This window comes from Priestia sp. FSL H7-0729 (genome assembly GCF_038005685.1).
Lineage (GTDB): Bacteria > Bacillota > Bacilli > Paenibacillales > Paenibacillaceae > Paenibacillus.
Map to the genome: position 1 here is coordinate 1,170,940 of NZ_JBBOTQ010000001.1, position 16,992 is coordinate 1,187,931.

Consider the following 16,992-nt stretch of genomic DNA (forward strand, 5'->3'; position numbering starts at 1 on the left):
AGATTCTGAAATGCGTACCTGGGTGCTGTTCATGGTAAACAAGTTTAATCCTAAAAAAAGCAAGCCCTCCGTTAACGGAATACTTGCTTTTTTTGTTTTGTCTTTCTTTCTAAGCCAGACATACTTGTTCAAATTTCATTGTTTAGCGTGCATCTTAATTGTTTTAATCCGTAATCGGAGGATCTGTGTGTAAGTCAGCATCGGGTGACGTGGATCTCCACTTGGTAAAGGCTACCTCAAACCCTGCACGCTTCGGTGAACATAGAAATGGGCCTGCGTGTTTGTTCGTCGGATAGGCAAACCGTGCAACCCGAATCGTACGCCAAGGATGCTCATCTGTGCGAGCCCGAATGACTACAGCCTCATTACTGTAGGACGCTCTGATCGTCACAATTCGTCCACCCCACTCAGGTACAGGAGAGAGTGACCAATCCGAATACGTATCCGTCACGACGGCTCCAACATGTGCCACGCCATCGTTGACTTCAACTCCGGCCTTGATCCATTGGTCTTCTCCATGCCATAACATTAATCCCGCCTGATCATATAATTCGGTGAATGAGCTTAGATCAAACGATACCTCAATCGCTTCCGTTCCGTCCCATGGAGCAAGCATGGCGTGTCCATCCCGATGACAGAACCCGTAGAATGTGTTCTCCCAGAAGTCACTGCCTTCCCGAGCTTCCACAACGAAACGATCCCCATCCATTCGTGCAGCAACGGGTTCCTTCGTCCACTTGCCTTCATGAAGCCCAATAAAATCCGATGACATCGTTGTTTTCATCCTTCCTTCCATCCCAAAAGGGAGTTCATCACTTCTAAATTAAAGATCCCAGGTCCGATGCAGCAGTAGGATATGCAAAATTCATGGTGTTTAACTGATCGATAGTCAGATTGAACTGAATCGCCATTGCAAAAAGGTTGATCAATTCTTCTGTTTTGCTCCCGAGTACATGCGCGCCCAGAATACGTCCGGTTGATTTATCGATCACCACTTTGGCCATGGCAAATTTTTCATGAGTTCGCTTGTAAGTATACCATTTCGACATATCATTTACCTGCACCTCGTAGCCCTCTTTTTTGGCTTGTTCCGTGCTCATACCTACAGCTCCAAGTGCAGGGACAGTAAATACAATAGAAGGCATGACCTTATAATTCGGTTTGTGTTGATTCCCTTCCAAAAGATTGAACGATACAGCCCGGGATTCCTGACCTGCTAGTGGAGTCAAAGGTAAGCCTTTTGTATCGGTCACATCGCCAGCAGCATACACTCTCGGATTACTTTCACTTTGCAAGTACTCGTTCACTGTAATACCCTTTTTGCTGTAGCTGACGTTGGCTTTCTCCAATTCCAGCCCATCCACATTAGGAACACGCCCCGCTCCATGCACGACAAGTCCGCATTGCCACTGGTGATCTGCACCATTGCGTGTGCCATGAACAACATAGGTGTTTCCCTCTTGACGTATGGACTTCACCTCCGCATTCAGATGAACATGAATCCCGATCTCTTTCGATTTTTTCAATAAAGATTCAACCAGCTCCGCGTCAAATGATTTTAGCGGCTGTTCACTCCGATGCAGAATGTGGACTTCCGTCCCGGCTCTGACCGCAATATGCGCAAACTCAAATGCAATGTATCCACCGCCTACCAGAACTAATCGATCCGGCAATTGTTCCAGATCCAGAAAGTCATCACTATATATCAGATGCTCTGAACCTTCAATCTCAAGTGGTGCAGGGCTTGCACCGGTAGCAATCAGGATGTGTTTGCCCTGGAGCACTTCTTCTCCCACTTGAATATGGTCTTCATCGACAAATGAAGCTTTACCATGGAACGTATCCATTCCGGCCTGCTTGAATTTATCTTCACTTGCTCTAGGTATGTTTTCGGTAAAGGTGCGCTTAAAGGCCATTAATTCAGACCAGTCTATTCTCAACTTCCCTTGAATCCCTTTCCCCTGCATCCGCTCATTCCAATCGATCAGCTCAGCCGCTCCAGCCAGTACTTTCTTGGGATCACAGCCGCGCAATGCACAGGTTCCTCCGAACTCACGTTCATCAATCACAGCGATTTTCCATCCAGCTTCAGCGCAGCGGGTGATTACAGAGCTTGCCGCACTTCCTGTTCCAATCGCAATCAAGTCGTAGGTTTCTTGTGTCATCATGGTTCCTCCTCCTCGTGGTAATGTAATCTATTGCCGGGATATACGACGCTACAGCAATCCAGCCTGTTTAAGGTACTCCGTAGCCACCTGCTCAGGATTGGCTCCTTCTACGTTCACGTCATAGTTCATCTGACGCATCTCGTCATCCGTAATTTTGCCAGCAAGCTGATTCAGTACCTCAACCAGTTGCGGATATTGATCTGCCGTTTCTTGACGAAGCATCGGCGCACCTTGATAAGGCGGGAACAGTTCCTCATCATCTTCCAAGACAACAAGTTCATATTGTCTCAGCTCACTATCAGTGGAATATGCATCCACGAGATTGATATCGCCACGTTGGATAGCTCCATAGCGAAGCTTCGGTTCCATCGTTGCAACGTTCGGGAATTCAATCCCATACTTCTTCTGAATGCCAAGGTAACCGTCTTCCCGATCCGAGAACTCAAGCGTGAATCCTGCCTTCATCTGCTGTTCCACCGGTTTGAGATCCGAAATGGTCTTGAGATTGTATTGATCTGCGATGCTCTGTGGGACGGCCAACGTATACGTATTGTTGTAATCCATAGGTTGCAGAAGCACCATGTTGAACTGGCTCAGCATTCCATCTCTTGCCTGTTCGTACACCTCGGTCCGATCGGTACTCACTGCCGTTTCCTTCATGAACTCGGAGATCGCTGTCCCGGTAAATTCGGGATAGATGTCAATATCACCCGACTTGAGTGCATTGAAAAGGAATGGCGTTTTGCCTAATCCGGGTTTTAGTTCAACGGTCAGGTCTGTGTCTTTTTCAATCAACAATTTGTACATGTTAATCAGAATCTCCGGTTCCGCCCCCAATTTCCCGGAAATGACGAGATCCTTCTGTCCACCACGTGCCACGAAGGGAATGGTAATCACAAGTATTGCGATCAGAGCTAGCGAACCCAAGGTAACCAATGTTTTCTTGAAGGATAACCGCTGGAACTGACGCAATAGTACATCAAACAAAATAGCCAACAAGGCTGCCGGTATGGCTCCAAGGATGATCAGTGCCGTATCATTCCGATCAATGCCCAGCAAGATTAATGCACCCAACCCTCCTGCGCCGATCAAAGCAGCAAGTGTTGCCGTTCCTACAATCAGAACCATAGCGGTCCGAATTCCCGCCATAATCACAGGCATCGCCAGTGGCAGTTCCACTTTGATTAGACGTTGTCGACTATTCATGCCCATCGCATTCGCCGCTTCGACCATGGAAGGATCGACTTCGGATATGCCTGTGTACGTGTTGCGGAGTACAGGAAGCAGCGCATACACCACCAGTGCAATGATTGCAGGAAGGGTACCTATGCCGAATAACGGGATGAGCAATCCGAGAAGCGCCAAGGAAGGTATCGTCTGCAACACAGCTGTGACCCCGATAATTGGTTCAGCCACTCTTGGTTTGCGAGTAAGGTATATACCCAGCGGAATAGCAATGAGGACAGCAAAGAACAATGCGATAAATGAGATCTGAATATGTTCCAGCAGAGCAGACAACAACTGACCTTTGCGCTCACTGAACACCTCCGTGAATCTACTCATGTCCTTCACCTCGTTCCTGTAACTGACCAGACCAGTATTTCATCAGATCGGCCCGATTGATCTCGCCAATAATCTGGCGGTTACGTTCAACCAGCAAATGGTCGTGAGAACTCATAATCTCAACCAACTCCGGTAGCGTAGTAGATATGGGAACGGCAGTTTTGGCCGATTTGGGCACATGACCAGGGGAAAGTGGTGACATGATGGATTCGAGATCAAAATCAGAATGTGAACTCGTATCGGTGTTAGGACCTCCAACAAATTCCCGTACGTAATCATTCGCTGGCTGTCGGATCAGTTCTTCCGGGGTGCCTACCTGTAAAACCTGTCCATCCTTCATAATGCAGATGCGATCCCCCAGCTTCATCGCTTCCTGAATATCATGGGTGACAAACACAATTGTTTTCTTCATCTGACGCTGGATATCCAGAATATCGTCCTGTAATTTCTCCCGACTCATCGGATCGAGTGCACTGAATGGTTCATCCATCAATACAATCTCAGGATCGGCAGCGAGTGCACGCAACACACCTATTCTCTGCTGTTGTCCACCTGATAGTTCGGCAGGTTTGCGCTCACTGTACGTATCTCCGTGCAAACCAACCATGTCCAGCAACGTATGTACGCGCTCCTTGATTTGATCTGACTTCCATTTTCGCAGTTCAGGAACAACCGCAATATTTTCGGCAATTGTCATATGCGGGAATAGTGCAATCTGTTGCAGTACATATCCGATATTCCAGCGCAATTCGTGAATGTTGTATTCATCGATTGGGCGTTCATTAATGCGGACTGTTCCATCTGTTCGCTCAATCAGGCGATTGATCATTTTGAGCATGGTGGTTTTGCCACATCCACTCGGACCAATCATGACGAACAATTCTCCCTTGTTAATGTTGAGGTTAACCTGATGCAAAGCTGTAGTTCCATCAGGATATTGTTTTGATACATTTTCGAACTGAATCATTCGCTCTCTTCGCCCCTTTATCTAGGGTGTGTCTCTGACACGCCCTAACATTCATCTTCATCTATTTCCCCAAAAGTGTGTTCGTATAATCACTGCTGTTCCGGGGTGCCCCTGGTTAGGGAGAGATCCATATTTGAATCAACAATCTAAATATGTTGCTAGACAGGAAAAAAGACGGGCACTAGGCACCGTCTTCTCATTAAGTACAATATGTTTCTTCCATTATTTCAATACTTCCATATGATTTTGAACAAATTGCTCCAATGAAATCGGGGTATTTCCCGTCAATTTCAGCACGGTATCCGTTACTTGATCTTCCCGGCCTTCTTCACGGATGGCAATATCCAACCCTGACAGAGCTGTTGCATAGTCTTCGGACATTCCGGCTTGAATCATGCTGTTCCTCAATTCATCATCGGACAAAGATTCATGCTGGATGGACTGGTCCAGTATATGACTCACGATGTCGGCAACCTGCCCATAAGACAACGTCTCCGGTCCTGTAATAATATGCTCTGTATTATGAGGAATAACATCTGTCAGGGCTCGGAAGGCTACAGCTGCAATATCATCTGCGCTGACAAAACCGATTCTACCCTCACCCGCAGCACTGTAGATTTTACCGAGTTGCTTCATCGTGTCCCGATGTGGTCCCTCCGTAAAATTCTCCATAAAATAAGATGGTTGGAGTACCGCCCACTCGGGAGCATGGGCTTTTAAATACTGATGTACTTCGCCAAATATAGGACCATCTTCATTAACTGAAGCACTGCCAAGCAAGACAAATCGCTTAACGCCGCTCCACAATGCTTCCTTGATGAACGGAATCATGACACCTTCTGGATTCATGTCCATGAGTGGCACAACAAGGTACACCTGGTTCACATTTTTCAGTGCCTGAGCATGCGTCTCGGAATCATACCAATCGAAATAGACATAGTTATCGGCAGAATCAGAAGGAGATGGTTTAGTTCTCCCTGCCAAACGCACCGGATATTGATGCTTTCGAAGTATGCCCGCAATACGGCTTCCCGTTTTTCCATTAGCCCTGTAATCAGTGTTAATGGTTTATCATTGATCATGCTTGTTACCTCCTAAGTCCGATTCGAGTACGAGCATTGGATTCCAATAGTCTTTATAATGTGTAATTTTCCCATTAGAGTGGCTCACTACAGAGATGTAAGTTTGGTTGTATGGCTTGCCTGTAACTAATGAACGCCCCTTACAAGTAAATTCAGCCACAAACTGTTGTTTCGTAGAATCGGCCAAGATTACCGGTTCAGAAAACTGCTGGATTTCGATCATCCCCAGCAGATTATGAAGATGATTCGTAATTGCCGCTTTGCCTTCCAGTTTATGAGGATATCCTGCTGGTGCATATGGGAATTCGAAGATAGCTTCAGGTGTATATAGCTCCAACCATTTTTCTGATTCTCCCTCCAGTAGCAATTGAGTAAATCCGCGCATGATCTGATGCGGTATGCTATTGCCTGATGCTAATTGCTGAGATTGTGTCATCCTCACGTCCTCCTTCAGTTTTGTTTGGCGTTCATTTTCCAGACCAATCAGTCTATAATTGTTAAAAAAATAAACGCCCTACGCGTTCATTTTCAGAAAACATTATGAATTCATGCCCATATCATGTAAACCGTTAATCCATAGCCCTTAGGGTCATCTGTACAAAATCTCGCAGCGCTTCTACACTTGCACCGCTCTTCGCCGTAAAGGGCAATGAGAGTCGGGAATAATTCAGATAACGGGCAAGCCCAGGCAATTCTTCCTCTTTGTGCTTCAATTCACCATTCCTCTGGCCTCGTAACAACGCAGTATGAAAAACATCTTCCATTTGTTGATTAGTGGTTTGAATAAAGGCTGCGATTTCGTGATTTTGTGGTGCCTGTTCCACCGCGCTATTAATGATGAAACATTCATTACGACGTTCATCTTCTGTAAGCACATTAACTACTTCGTTGAACAACTCTGCCACGCCTTGCCTCACACTTGTGCATTCGTTTAATAGCCTGATGCCCGCTTCTGTCTTCTGCTGAATATAGAATTTAAGCGCAGAGACAAATAAATCATGTTTCGTTCCATATGTGTCATACAGACTTTGCCGTGCAATGCCAAGTTCACTCAGCAGTAAGCTCAAAGATGTACCTTCATAACCATAAGCTCCGAATACAGAAGTTGCTTTTCTTAAAACGGTCTCCGTGTCAAAGCCCTTGGCTCTTCCCAATTTCAGACCTCACCTCCCTATTCGTTAAATAAAGAATACCCTTTCCAGACTGATCAGTCAAGAAAATAAATGCTTTGATTTTGGACAAAGTGGTATAATGAGAATAGAAGCCGAATGAGTTCTTTTACTACTTACAACCATGACCACATATAAAGGAGTGTACCCATATGTATATTCAAATTACAGATCTGGCTGCAAAACGATTGACGGAAAGCCTGAATGACCAACCCGGATACTTCAAAGTAATCTATGATCTGGAAGGTTGCGGATGTAACGGAGTTATTGCGATCATCATTGTTGATGAACTTGCGGCTCTCGATGCGCAGATTGAAACCAATCTGGTTCCGTTCTATGTTGATCCGAAGCAGCAATTGAACCTTGAACAACACATGAAGCTGGATACGGAAGAAAATTATCCTTCTTTCAAATTAAGCAGTGATTCCGGAGTACTCAGTGGTAATGTTCGTGTACGCGATACCCGTGCCGTAGCTGTCGGAAGCTCCGGTGGATCTGACGCCTGCATGTTGTAATACAGTCTCCAGCATTATTGCAGTAATCTAGCATTATCTCTCTTCACATCAAAAGCCGTTGCCTCCAATGCAACGGCTTTTTTAACGTTCTTTTCTTTATATGCCTCTATCAGCGTTGCAAAAAGAAGACTCTATAAAAGATGAACTAAACATTTACACGAAACGGAGAGGACAGAAAAAACCTGAAGAAACGAAGTGTTCGCCTTTATCCTAAGATTTTCACCATTATAAAATTGAATCAAAAAATCTGAGGATAACAGCGATCGGAAGGTTGTTCTGTCATCGAAGTGGCAAGGTACATACCCTCTAGTTAGTTTTTATAGCAAACTTTGTTTACAACTCGGAAACAATTGGAGAACCTATGGATATAATCCTCTAGTATACTCGGTATATAGATTCATATATTCCGAGGAGGAACACACATCATGAAACCTTTTACTCGTAAATCCATTATATCAACAATTCTCATAGGTTCTGTTGTAGCAGGTTCTGCTTTTACTACGCTCCCTATCACTTCAAGCCTGAATCCCGTCGCGTCTGCTGCAAGCTCCAGCTTCACTCAATTTCTGCATGATAATGCACCTGGTCCTACGATCAAAACCATCAAAAATGTGGCAACCGTGACCAATGTGTCCAGTACAGTTGTGCTTGTCAATAAAAAGAGAAATCTGCCTTCGACTTACGCACCTCAAGATCTGGTTGTACCTAATATTCCATTTAGCTTCTCAGGCTCAAGTCCGAAGAAACAGATGCGTAAAGTGGCTGCAACCGCTATTGAAAAATTATTTGCCGCTGCCAAAAAAGACGGCATTGATATCAAAGCCGTGTCAGGCTATCGCTCTTATGCGACTCAGAAATCGATCTTTGACCGCAATGCCAGTATCAAAGGTGAAGCTGTTGCTAACAAAACGAGTGCTCGTCCAGGACAAAGCGAACATCAAACGGGACTTGCAATGGATATCTCCAGCGCTTCCGCCGGTTATGATCTTCAGCAAAGCTTCGGCAACACCAAAGAAGGCAAATGGCTGAAAGCCAATGCCCACAAATACGGATTCATCATTCGTTATGGCAAAGACCAAGAGAAATTAACGGGTTATTCCTATGAGCCTTGGCATGTACGGTATGTCGGAGTATATATTGCTGGTGAAATTACCAGTCAGAAACTTACGCTGGAGCAATATTTGGAACGTGCCAAATAAGGAAGGTATCTACCTCATCCGTAGTCAGCTATCCGATCAGATAAAAGAAGGATGACTATAGATATCAAGGCTGAAATAGAAGATGGGGCCGCTATTGGCCCTCTTCTGCTTCAATCTTTTTCATTTGAACACCTCATCACGTGCCGACGATTCTTCTAAAGACGAGTGGCAGTCTCTTCAGACTTTCCGTTCCAGCCCAAGAGCCTGCGCCAGCAAGTAGTGCATTATGGCACAAATACAGTGCGACATTGTACACGATGGAACCCAAAATAATCTCCATAACGACAAAACGTTTTAACGTCGAAGATTGGATTACATATACCCGAAATTCATGCGGGTCATGTCCTCCCTTAAATCTTGTGATGAGAGCTTTCATGAATCACCTCAAGTGTTTTATTTTAGCGTATGGCAGGCAAAACTTGTCTTATTCAAAAATAATACTTACATAAAGTAACTAAGTGTGTTATAGTCAGTTTATAAATCATACATAAGCGAGGGAAACCATCATGAGTGAGTTCGAGAACCTGGTTAAAAACCGCAGATCGGCCGTTATTTTTGAAGAAGGAATTGAAATTTCGGAGTCTGAACTACAAGAGATGTTTGCCCTGAACAAATTCGCACCTTCTGCCTTCAACTTGCAGCACACACATTACCTTGTGATTAGAGATGAAGATCTGAAAGAGAAAGTCTATGAGGCTTCCCAGCAATATAAGGTAAAAACAGCTTCTGCGGTCATCGTGGTATTGGGCGATGTCAATGCGCATCATCATATCCGCACTATTAACGAAGGCCTCCTGAACCTGGGCGCTCTTACTCCGTTCCAATACGAGCAGGAATCCCAAAGTGTCACCGAATTTTACGAATCACGCGGCAGATTCTTCCAACGTGAGGATGCCATTCGCAATGCCAGCCTGTCTGCCATGCAATTGATGCTGATCGCTCAGGATCGCGGTTGGGACACTTGTCCAATGATTGGCTTTGACGCCGAAGAACTGCAACAAAGCTTGGAAATCCCTAACCATTACGTACCGGTCATGATGATCACGATCGGCAAAAAGTCGGAAGCCAAACAGCGCCCACGCGGTTACCGTAAACCAATCAATGAATATGTTAGTTTCAACAAAATGCACGCTGAATAACATATAACATGACAAACTAGTTCAATGATAAATGAATATAATGATAAACTAATCAAACAAAAAAGCCACGATTCCGTGGCTTTAATACGTTTCATAGATTAACGTGTCCAACATTTGAAATTCATCGTCAAACTCAGCGTATATGTACAGTTGGCCTGCAGGTGTATCCCCCGCATCATAACCCAATCGGAAATAACCATCTCCCTGAAATTCTGCATCAGCCAAAACCAATTCACTGATATCCTCGTCCGGATGGGCCTCGGCAATGGTTTTAAGTGCCCGCTCCTGAAGCATGTCCCAGCGTATCCACGTTTCTTCCATATATGGGGATAAGGCTTCCATCTCTGTCTTGGTTGAAACCTGTGCAGTGACTACCAGTTCTTTATCCTGAGTAAGTAAGCGCATCTGATAGTTGGACATCGAGACGTCATACTGAAACAACCCCATACCCGGAACTTCATGATTGGATTCAAACATTAGATTGTCTGCATACTGCAGTCTCTCCAGCTTGGGATTAGCGCTATAATCCAACTCGGTCAATTTGTTCTCGGAACAGTACAACTCTTTTAGTTGTACGTTATGGTGAATATCCAGCTCGCTAATGTGATTGTTAAAACACCGGACACTCTCTAAAACCATATTTGAACTTAAATCCAACTGTTTGATATGGTTGTGGTTACAACGAAGTTCAATCAAGTTTGGACAACCGGTTACATCAAGTTCCAACATGTAATTGTTGGCACAATCAAGTCGCCGCAGTTGCTTATTGTGTTCAAGCTCAAGAGAGAAAAGAGCGTTATAACTGCAACTGAGTTCCTCCAACTGCTCAAGGGGCTCCAAAGCCAGCTTCGATAACATATTCCAATGACACTCCACCGTGACAAGCTTGGAATTAGGAGAAAGATCCAATTGTCGAAGTCGATTAAAGCTGCAATCCAGCACCTGCAATTTCGAATTGGAGGTAAGGTCCAGTGTAAGAAGTTGATTCTCTCTGCAACGTAACGTACCGAGCTTGTGGTTCTTAGTCAGATCCAGGTATGTCAATTGATTATAGGTACAATCCAGTTCTTGAAGACCCTTGAAATACTCGATTCCATCAAGATTGCTAATATTGTGATTGGGAAGTTGCAATGTCTCAACTTCACGAACGTCACTCTCCTGAATGAACCCCCGCTGATTACAAAAACGATCCAACACAACTTGCCTGAAACGTTCATCCGTGAAGGCATAAGTAATATCCATATCTAACTCCTCCCCTCTCGTTTTCTTCTTTTGGAACAGCCTTCCAACATATTATTACTATAATATGAGTTTCGTCGCCGGGATTCAACAATTATCTAAGCAAATTCTTTTATACCATGTTAGCATCCAACATGTAAGAGAAATCATACAGAGAGGAAGATTCTCATGGAAATGGTTATCGAAAACCTCCCGTCATATCGTATAGCTTATGTTCGACAAGTCGGTCCATACGGGCCAGCCAATGCCCAAGCGATGAATACGCTGAAGCAATGGGCAAATAACAAGCAACTGTTGAATGAATCAGCAACATTACTTGGTGTTCCTCAAGATGATCCGACTATCATACCGCCTGAGAAATGCAGATATGATGCCTGTATAGTGATCACTGAATCTGAACGTCTTAAAGATGAGTTGGTTGAGATTGGCAAGTTATCAGGGGGAGATTATCTCATCTGTAAGGTGAGACATACGGCAGAAGCTATTCAGCAGGCATGGAATGTGATCATCCCTCATTTACAAACAAGTGGTTATCAGATGGACAATAAGGCGGTTATGGAAAGATATCGTTGGGAACTGCTCAATCAGCATTGGTGCGAAATATGTGTACCTGTGAGACCTGTGTAATTCATGTTATGAAGATACAAAAAAGTGACTTCATATTGAAGTCACTTTTTTGTTAACGACTGCTACTACTAGCTAGTTAAGACTTGTTAAGATATTAGAATGCCCAGTTGCCTTTACGGAATACCGGCTCAATTGTACCATCCTGTAACTCACCATCGATATCCAGCTCTGCGGATCCGATCATGAAATCAACGTGTGTTAAACTCACATTGCACTCATGCTTCAGCAATTCTTCGTTGGACATCGTTGTACCATCTTTCATATTGAAAGGGTACGCACTTCCCACGGCCAGATGGCAGGATGCATTCTCATCAATACCCGTATTGTAGAATATGCGATTCAGGTTGGAGATTGGGGAGTCATGAGGCACGAGTGCCACTTCACCCAGGTAACGTGCGCCTTCATCGGTGGCAAACAGGTTCTTCAGATGCTCTTCACCGGATGCTGCCGTAAACGCTACAACCTGCCCGTCCTTAAATGTGATTCTCATCTGGTCTACCAGCTGCCCGTTCAGGTTCAAAGGCATGGTGCTGCTAACATACCCGTTCACTCCGCTGCGCTTAGGCATGGTGAATACTTCTTCAGTCGGCATATTCGCAACGGTGTATACACCTTGTTTATTTTCGCTGCCACCGCCGCCCCAGATATGATTGTTAACCAATTCGATTTTCAGGTCTGTACCTGGCGCGCGGTAATGCAGGCTCTTATAATTCTTCTTGTTCAGGAGATCACCCATGGTTGTCAAAGTATCCAGATGTTCTCTCCAATTTTGTACAGCATCTCCGCCATCCACACGGTTCATTTTAAAGATGGTTTCCCACATCACGTTGATTCGATCTTCTTCAGGGATGTCGGCAAACACTTTGTTGGCCCAAGCCTTGGTCGGTGCTTTGATCAGACACCAGCTAATTTCATGGTTTCGTGTATATTTGGCATATCCGCGACGTGCGTGTGCAGCTGCCTTAGTAGCACGGGAAACGCTGTCGGAGTCAATTCCGTTATACAGTTCAGGATCTGGGACTTTGATCGTCAGAGTAGCGCCGCCTGCTTCTGCAAACTTTTCCATCATATCCGCTTTCCAGGCTGGATAGTAGTCAAAGCTGTCATTCGAGCCATGTTCAAAACGACTGCGGGTAATATTGTCGTCATCAAAGTCGACCTGCACATAGTTTGCACCAGCCGCATAGGCTTTTTGCACAATCAGACGTGTGAATTCAAGCGTTTCGATCGGTGCAGTTACGAGCAAGTCCTGTCCTTTTTGAATATTTACGCCGACTTTAACAACTAGTTCTGCGTATTGTTCCAATGACTTTTCAAAGGTTTGTTCAAATTGACTCATGGTTGTGTTCACTCCCGTTTCATATATTAATGGCCTTAACCATTTCGTTTTTCTTGTTCACGCAGTTCGATCCGGCGGATTTTACCAGAGTTGGTCTTTGGCAGATCCGTAACAAATTCGATCTTGCGTGGATATTTATAAGGTGCTGTGATTTCCTTGACGTGATGTTGCAATTCACGCATCAGTTCTGGTGAAGCCAGTGAATCATCTCGCAATACGACAAATGCTTTAACAATATTACCGCGGATCTCATCCGGGCTCGCAACCACCGCACACTCCTTCACACTGGCATGTTTCATAAGTGCTTCTTCCACTTCAAATGGTCCAATCGTATAACCCGAACTGATGATGATATCGTCACTGCGGCCTTCAAACCAGAAGTAACCTTCTTCGTCTTTACGTGCACGGTCCCCTGTTACAAAATAATCGCCACGCTGACTCGCTTCCTTCCGTCCCTCATCCTGATAATAGGACCGGAACAGAGCTGGCATCTCTTTGTGCACCGCGATATCTCCTACTTCACCCGCAGGAACAGGTTGTCCCTCTTCGTCAATAATTTCAATCAATCCAGGTGTAATCGACTGACCCATGGAACCAATACGTACAGGCGCATCTTTGAGGCTGCCGATTAACAACGTGCTCTCGGTCTGTCCATATCCGTCCCGAATAGTGAGGTCGAAGTGACGCTGGAAGATTTCAATAACTTCCTGATTGAGCGGTTCACCCGCTGAAACAGCACTACGCAGATGGGAAAGGTCATAATGTCCAAGATCATCGGCTTTGGCCATCAAACGATATTCCGTTGGTGTACAGCAAAGGACATTAATTTGATGTTCCTGCATCAGCTCCAGATAACGCTTGGGTTGGAATGATCCATTGTAGACCAAGCCAGTCGCGCCTCTTCCGAGTACCGACAGGAACGGACTCCAGATCCATTTTTGCCATCCAGGTGCCGCTGTTGCCCATACCGTATCCGAAGGTTGAATATCCAACCATAAGGAAGAAGCGATTCGCAGGTGGGCATATCCCCAACCATGGCTATGTACAACGCCTTTGGGATTACCTGTTGTGCCCGAAGTATAGGCAAGAATAGCTGTATCATCACGGTGAGTTTCCACCGCAGCCATCTCTTCAGGTTGATCTTGCATTAACTCATGCACATTGACCCAACCTTCAGCAGGTAAGCTAGCTTCACCATTAGGTGATGCCACGATGCGATGTGCCAGTGACGGCAGATCCGCGTCCATCTTTTCCACTTCCGAAGTCGTCTCGGACCATACAATAACAGCTCGCGCCTCAGAGTGACGCAGACGATATTCCAGATCTTTGGCCCGTAACATCTCGGAGGAAGGAATAACGGCAATCCCCAGTTTCAGACAAGCAATGTAAATGACATAGGCAATGAAACGGCGTGGTACCATGACCAACACCCGATCACCTTTCTCTAGTCCAAGTTCACGCAAACCTCCAGCAAGACGATTCGCTTGCTTAAATAAATCACCATAAGTGATCTCTTCCAATTCTCGTTGATCGCTGAGCCATCTAAGTGCAATCCGGTCTGATGGATGATTCTCCATCTCGGATGTCAGGTTATAGCTTTCAGGCGAAATCCACTGTTCAAAGTTCAAATGGAGCCTCTCCTTCGTAGTTCAAATGTAAAGCATCTATATATTATACCCTAAATCCTAGGACCAGGTGCTATGAACTAGGCTCATCTTGAAAAAATAAACATAGGTCAATTAATGTTAACTATTATAATAGATCTTCTCCTATAAAGAAAATGACATATAAAAAAATGGCACCACCCTGGATATCAGGAAGGAGCCATTTCGGTTTAATTTTTATAGTGCATAACCTTTTTCTAATTATAATTTTTCGATTACCAAGGATAATTTCCCATGCCGTCCAAAATACTTTCGATCTCATTTAACTCTTCCGTTGTCAGGTCCGGTGCCTGTAGCGCAGCTACGTTTTCTTCGATCTGGGACACACGGCTTGCACCAATCAGTGCGGAGGTAACACGGTTACCACGCAAAATCCAGTTCAGAGCCAGTTGGGAGATCGTCTGACCTCTTCGCTCCGCAACCGCCTGAAGCGCATCGAACTTGGCAATCCGCTCGTCCGTGTATGCTTCTTTTTTCAAATTGCCTGTTGGATTGACTCGTTCTTCCTTGATCTTGTCGACATATTTATTCGTCAACTGACCTCGGCCGAGTGGACAGAATGCTATTGACCCTACACCCTGCTCATCCAGTACGTCCTGCAAACCGTCTTCGATCCAGCGATTGAGCATCGAGTAGTTTGGCTGATGAACCAGACATGGCGTACCCAGACGACGAAGAATGGTTACCGCTTCTTGCGTCTGTTCTGCATTATAATTGGATAAACCCACATAGAGAGCTTTACCTTGCCGCACGATATGATCCAGCGCCGTCATCGTTTCTTCCAATGGCGTATCCGGATCTGGACGGTGATGATAGAAAATGTCTACATAGTCCAGCCCCATCCGGCCAAGACTTTGATCGAGACTGGCAATCAGGTTTTTGCGGGAACCCCATTCGCCATAAGGTCCATTCCACATGTGATAGCCAGCTTTTGAGGAGATGAGCAGCTCATCCCGATAAGGACGCAGATGTTTCTTATAGATTACTCCAAAATTCTCTTCCGCTGATCCTGGAGGAGGACCATAGTTATTCGCCAGATCGAAGTGGTTAATTCCGAGGTCAAAGGCACGCAAAATCATCTCTTCCTGAATATCCAACGTACGGTTGCCACCAAAGTTCTGCCATAAACCCAGCGCAATTTGCGGCAGTCTGATTCCGGATTTACCGGAACGTACATATTTCATCTCTTCATATCGTTGTTCACTCGCAGTATAGGGCATTGTTATTCTCACTTTCCTGTAGGGTTTGCCTTGCTGCTTCTAATCTTAGTCATTTCTCGGGTAAAACGGTATGGCATTTCACTATAACCATATGGAAAAATGACTGTTATCTATTCAAACCAATGTTAAATCATTGATCTTTTGATCTAATTAATATGTTAAAATGCAAGATGAGACGAAATCATACAGGAGTGAATACCCTTGATTACATATATGTTCAAAAGCAATCATTTTCAGGAGCTTCAGCTCCTTCATTATGGCACAGAAGCCTGCACACCAGGTCATCACTTTGGCCCTGCCATGAGAGACTATTACAAAATTCATTATATTTTGAATGGGAAAGGCACCTTCGAAGCGGGAGGCAAAACGTATACCCTGCACAAAGGTCAAGGTTTTCTAATTGTTCCGCATTCTGTTGTTCATTACGAAGCAGATCAGGATGACCCTTGGGAATATAGCTGGGTTGCTTTTCAAGGCAGCAATAGCCAGACCTTTTTACAGCAGGCTTGTCTGTGGGAGCATCACCCGATTTTTGAGCTGGGCAATGAGGATGACGAGATGCGATCCTGTCTGCATCGAATGATTAATTCGCGCCACACCCACAAAGGCTGGGAGATCAGCATGACTGGTTTACTTTATCAGTTCTTCTCCATTTTGATTGATCAGGCGAATTCAGGGCATCTTCAACCCCTACAGGATTATTCGAAGGAAACATATGTAACGCAGGTAATGGACTTCATTGAAATGAACTATGCTAATGCCATTACTGTTCAGTCCATCGCGGCCCATGTGGGCTTGCAGCGCAGTTATCTGTGCTCTCTCTTCAAGGACCAGATGGGAAGCAGCATACAGTCGTATCTGGTCCATTACCGGATGCGAAGAGCAGCCGAATTGACCCTTGATCCGGCTCTGACGATTGGTGATATTGCCCGCTCCGTGGGCTACATGGATCAATTGCTTTTCTCCAAAATGTTCAAAAAAGTGATGGGCGAAGCCCCCACCTACTACCGCAAACATAAAACAGCACCCTCCCAGTTAAGTTGCTAATGGGAAGGTGCTGTTTTTTTGCCAATCGATATCACTTGCATTTGTTCAATACTT

17 protein-coding genes are annotated in these 16,992 nt (G+C 45.0%); 5 read left to right on the forward strand and 12 right to left on the reverse strand.

The genetic code is table 11. From position 1 onward, the window contains the following. Window positions 1-163: 163 nt before the first annotated feature. The 7 genes from MHH93_RS04865 to MHH93_RS04895 all read right to left on the reverse strand — a co-directional run bounded on the left by MHH93_RS04865 (window position 164) and on the right by MHH93_RS04895 (window position 6,934). The gene (locus MHH93_RS04865; RefSeq protein ID WP_500053045.1) at window positions 164-784 is read right to left on the reverse strand and encodes a DUF1349 domain-containing protein; all 621 of its coding nucleotides are present in this window, start codon (window positions 782-784) and stop codon (window positions 164-166) included. Between the two features lie 34 nt (window positions 785-818). Continuing rightward, on the reverse strand, window positions 819-2,165 hold the full coding sequence (locus MHH93_RS04870; protein WP_500053332.1) for a dihydrolipoyl dehydrogenase family protein: 1,347 nt from the start codon (window positions 2,163-2,165) through the stop codon (window positions 819-821). 51 nt (window positions 2,166-2,216) lie between these two features. Further along, window positions 2,217-3,731 (reverse strand): osmoprotectant update ABC transporter permease/substrate-binding subunit OpuFB, encoded by a 1,515-nt coding sequence (gene opuFB, locus MHH93_RS04875; RefSeq protein WP_500053046.1) that lies wholly within the window; start codon window positions 3,729-3,731, stop codon window positions 2,217-2,219. Then, window positions 3,724-4,698 carry an ABC transporter ATP-binding protein gene (locus tag MHH93_RS04880; RefSeq protein WP_500053047.1) on the reverse strand — a complete coding sequence of 325 codons (975 nt, stop codon included), beginning with the start codon at window positions 4,696-4,698 and terminating at the stop codon, window positions 3,724-3,726. The genes opuFB and MHH93_RS04880 overlap by 8 nt, the downstream gene beginning before the upstream one ends. Before the next feature lie 222 nt (window positions 4,699-4,920). Next, window positions 4,921-5,763, reverse strand: a complete 843-nt coding sequence (locus tag MHH93_RS04885; protein ID WP_500053333.1) for an NAD(P)H-binding protein — start codon at window positions 5,761-5,763, stop codon at window positions 4,921-4,923. 6 nt (window positions 5,764-5,769) lie between these two features. Then, window positions 5,770-6,216, reverse strand: coding sequence for a nuclear transport factor 2 family protein (locus MHH93_RS04890; RefSeq protein ID WP_500053048.1), 447 nt, complete (start codon window positions 6,214-6,216; stop codon window positions 5,770-5,772). A gap of 133 nt (window positions 6,217-6,349) precedes the next feature. Further along, window positions 6,350-6,934 carry a TetR/AcrR family transcriptional regulator gene (locus MHH93_RS04895; protein WP_500053049.1) on the reverse strand — a complete coding sequence of 195 codons (585 nt, stop codon included), beginning with the start codon at window positions 6,932-6,934 and terminating at the stop codon, window positions 6,350-6,352. Between the two features lie 167 nt (window positions 6,935-7,101). On the opposite strand from MHH93_RS04895, the gene MHH93_RS04900 reads away from it, so the two are divergent. Next, window positions 7,102-7,464 carry an iron-sulfur cluster biosynthesis family protein gene (locus MHH93_RS04900; RefSeq protein WP_339260815.1) on the forward strand — a complete coding sequence of 121 codons (363 nt, stop codon included), beginning with the start codon at window positions 7,102-7,104 and terminating at the stop codon, window positions 7,462-7,464. Window positions 7,465-7,889: 425 nt separating this feature from the next. Further along, on the forward strand, window positions 7,890-8,663 hold the full coding sequence (locus tag MHH93_RS04905; protein WP_500053050.1) for a M15 family metallopeptidase: 774 nt from the start codon (window positions 7,890-7,892) through the stop codon (window positions 8,661-8,663). A 136-nt stretch (window positions 8,664-8,799) separates the two neighbouring features. On the opposite strand, the gene MHH93_RS04910 is transcribed toward MHH93_RS04905, so the two are convergent. Then, window positions 8,800-9,039 carry a hypothetical protein gene (locus MHH93_RS04910; RefSeq protein ID WP_440388622.1) on the reverse strand — a complete coding sequence of 80 codons (240 nt, stop codon included), beginning with the start codon at window positions 9,037-9,039 and terminating at the stop codon, window positions 8,800-8,802. A 130-nt stretch (window positions 9,040-9,169) separates the two neighbouring features. On the opposite strand from MHH93_RS04910, the gene MHH93_RS04915 reads away from it, so the two are divergent. Next, a complete protein-coding gene (locus MHH93_RS04915) occupies window positions 9,170-9,802 on the forward strand; it encodes a nitroreductase family protein (RefSeq protein WP_500053051.1) in 633 nt (210 codons plus the stop codon). A gap of 81 nt (window positions 9,803-9,883) precedes the next feature. Here the strand turns inward: MHH93_RS04915 and MHH93_RS04920 are convergent, their stop codons facing one another. Beyond that, on the reverse strand, window positions 9,884-11,044 hold the full coding sequence (locus tag MHH93_RS04920) for a leucine-rich repeat domain-containing protein (RefSeq protein WP_500053052.1): 1,161 nt from the start codon (window positions 11,042-11,044) through the stop codon (window positions 9,884-9,886). Between the two features lie 165 nt (window positions 11,045-11,209). Here MHH93_RS04920 and MHH93_RS04925 point away from each other — a divergent pair, with 165 nt between their 5' ends. Further along, window positions 11,210-11,668 carry an AraC family transcriptional regulator gene (locus MHH93_RS04925; RefSeq protein ID WP_500053053.1) on the forward strand — a complete coding sequence of 153 codons (459 nt, stop codon included), beginning with the start codon at window positions 11,210-11,212 and terminating at the stop codon, window positions 11,666-11,668. 94 nt (window positions 11,669-11,762) lie between these two features. On the opposite strand, the gene MHH93_RS04930 is transcribed toward MHH93_RS04925, so the two are convergent. From MHH93_RS04930 to MHH93_RS04940, 3 genes are all read right to left on the reverse strand, one after another. After that, complete coding sequence (locus MHH93_RS04930) at window positions 11,763-13,007, reverse strand: aminopeptidase (RefSeq protein ID WP_500053054.1); 1,245 nt, start codon at window positions 13,005-13,007, stop codon at window positions 11,763-11,765. A 35-nt stretch (window positions 13,008-13,042) separates the two neighbouring features. Continuing rightward, window positions 13,043-14,635, reverse strand: a complete 1,593-nt coding sequence (gene mbcS / locus MHH93_RS04935) for an acyl-CoA synthetase MbcS (protein ID WP_500053055.1) — start codon at window positions 14,633-14,635, stop codon at window positions 13,043-13,045. Between the two features lie 251 nt (window positions 14,636-14,886). Beyond that, complete coding sequence (locus MHH93_RS04940) at window positions 14,887-15,891, reverse strand: aldo/keto reductase (protein WP_500053056.1); 1,005 nt, start codon at window positions 15,889-15,891, stop codon at window positions 14,887-14,889. 201 nt (window positions 15,892-16,092) lie between these two features. Between MHH93_RS04940 and MHH93_RS04945 the strand changes: the two genes are divergently transcribed. Further along, window positions 16,093-16,938 carry an AraC family transcriptional regulator gene (locus tag MHH93_RS04945; RefSeq protein WP_500053057.1) on the forward strand — a complete coding sequence of 282 codons (846 nt, stop codon included), beginning with the start codon at window positions 16,093-16,095 and terminating at the stop codon, window positions 16,936-16,938. Window positions 16,939-16,992 lie beyond the last annotated feature (54 nt).

Coding starts and splice junctions, on each gene's coding strand:
- MHH93_RS04865 (WP_500053045.1), bottom strand. CDS start 784: ATGAAAACAACGATGTCATCGGATTTTATTGGGCTTCATGAAGGCAAG.
- MHH93_RS04870 (WP_500053332.1), bottom strand. CDS start 2,165: ATGACACAAGAAACCTACGACTTGATTGCGATTGGAACAGGAAGTGCG.
- opuFB (WP_500053046.1), bottom strand. CDS start 3,731: ATGAGTAGATTCACGGAGGTGTTCAGTGAGCGCAAAGGTCAGTTGTTG.
- MHH93_RS04880 (WP_500053047.1), bottom strand. CDS start 4,698: ATGATTCAGTTCGAAAATGTATCAAAACAATATCCTGATGGAACTACA.
- MHH93_RS04890 (WP_500053048.1), bottom strand. CDS start 6,216: ATGACACAATCTCAGCAATTAGCATCAGGCAATAGCATACCGCATCAG.
- MHH93_RS04900 (WP_339260815.1), top strand. CDS start 7,102: ATGTATATTCAAATTACAGATCTGGCTGCAAAACGATTGACGGAAAGC.
- MHH93_RS04905 (WP_500053050.1), top strand. CDS start 7,890: ATGAAACCTTTTACTCGTAAATCCATTATATCAACAATTCTCATAGGT.
- MHH93_RS04910 (WP_440388622.1), bottom strand. CDS start 9,039: ATGAAAGCTCTCATCACAAGATTTAAGGGAGGACATGACCCGCATGAA.
- MHH93_RS04915 (WP_500053051.1), top strand. CDS start 9,170: ATGAGTGAGTTCGAGAACCTGGTTAAAAACCGCAGATCGGCCGTTATT.
- MHH93_RS04920 (WP_500053052.1), bottom strand. CDS start 11,044: ATGGATATTACTTATGCCTTCACGGATGAACGTTTCAGGCAAGTTGTG.
- MHH93_RS04925 (WP_500053053.1), top strand. CDS start 11,210: ATGGAAATGGTTATCGAAAACCTCCCGTCATATCGTATAGCTTATGTT.
- MHH93_RS04930 (WP_500053054.1), bottom strand. CDS start 13,007: ATGAGTCAATTTGAACAAACCTTTGAAAAGTCATTGGAACAATACGCA.
- MHH93_RS04940 (WP_500053056.1), bottom strand. CDS start 15,891: ATGCCCTATACTGCGAGTGAACAACGATATGAAGAGATGAAATATGTA.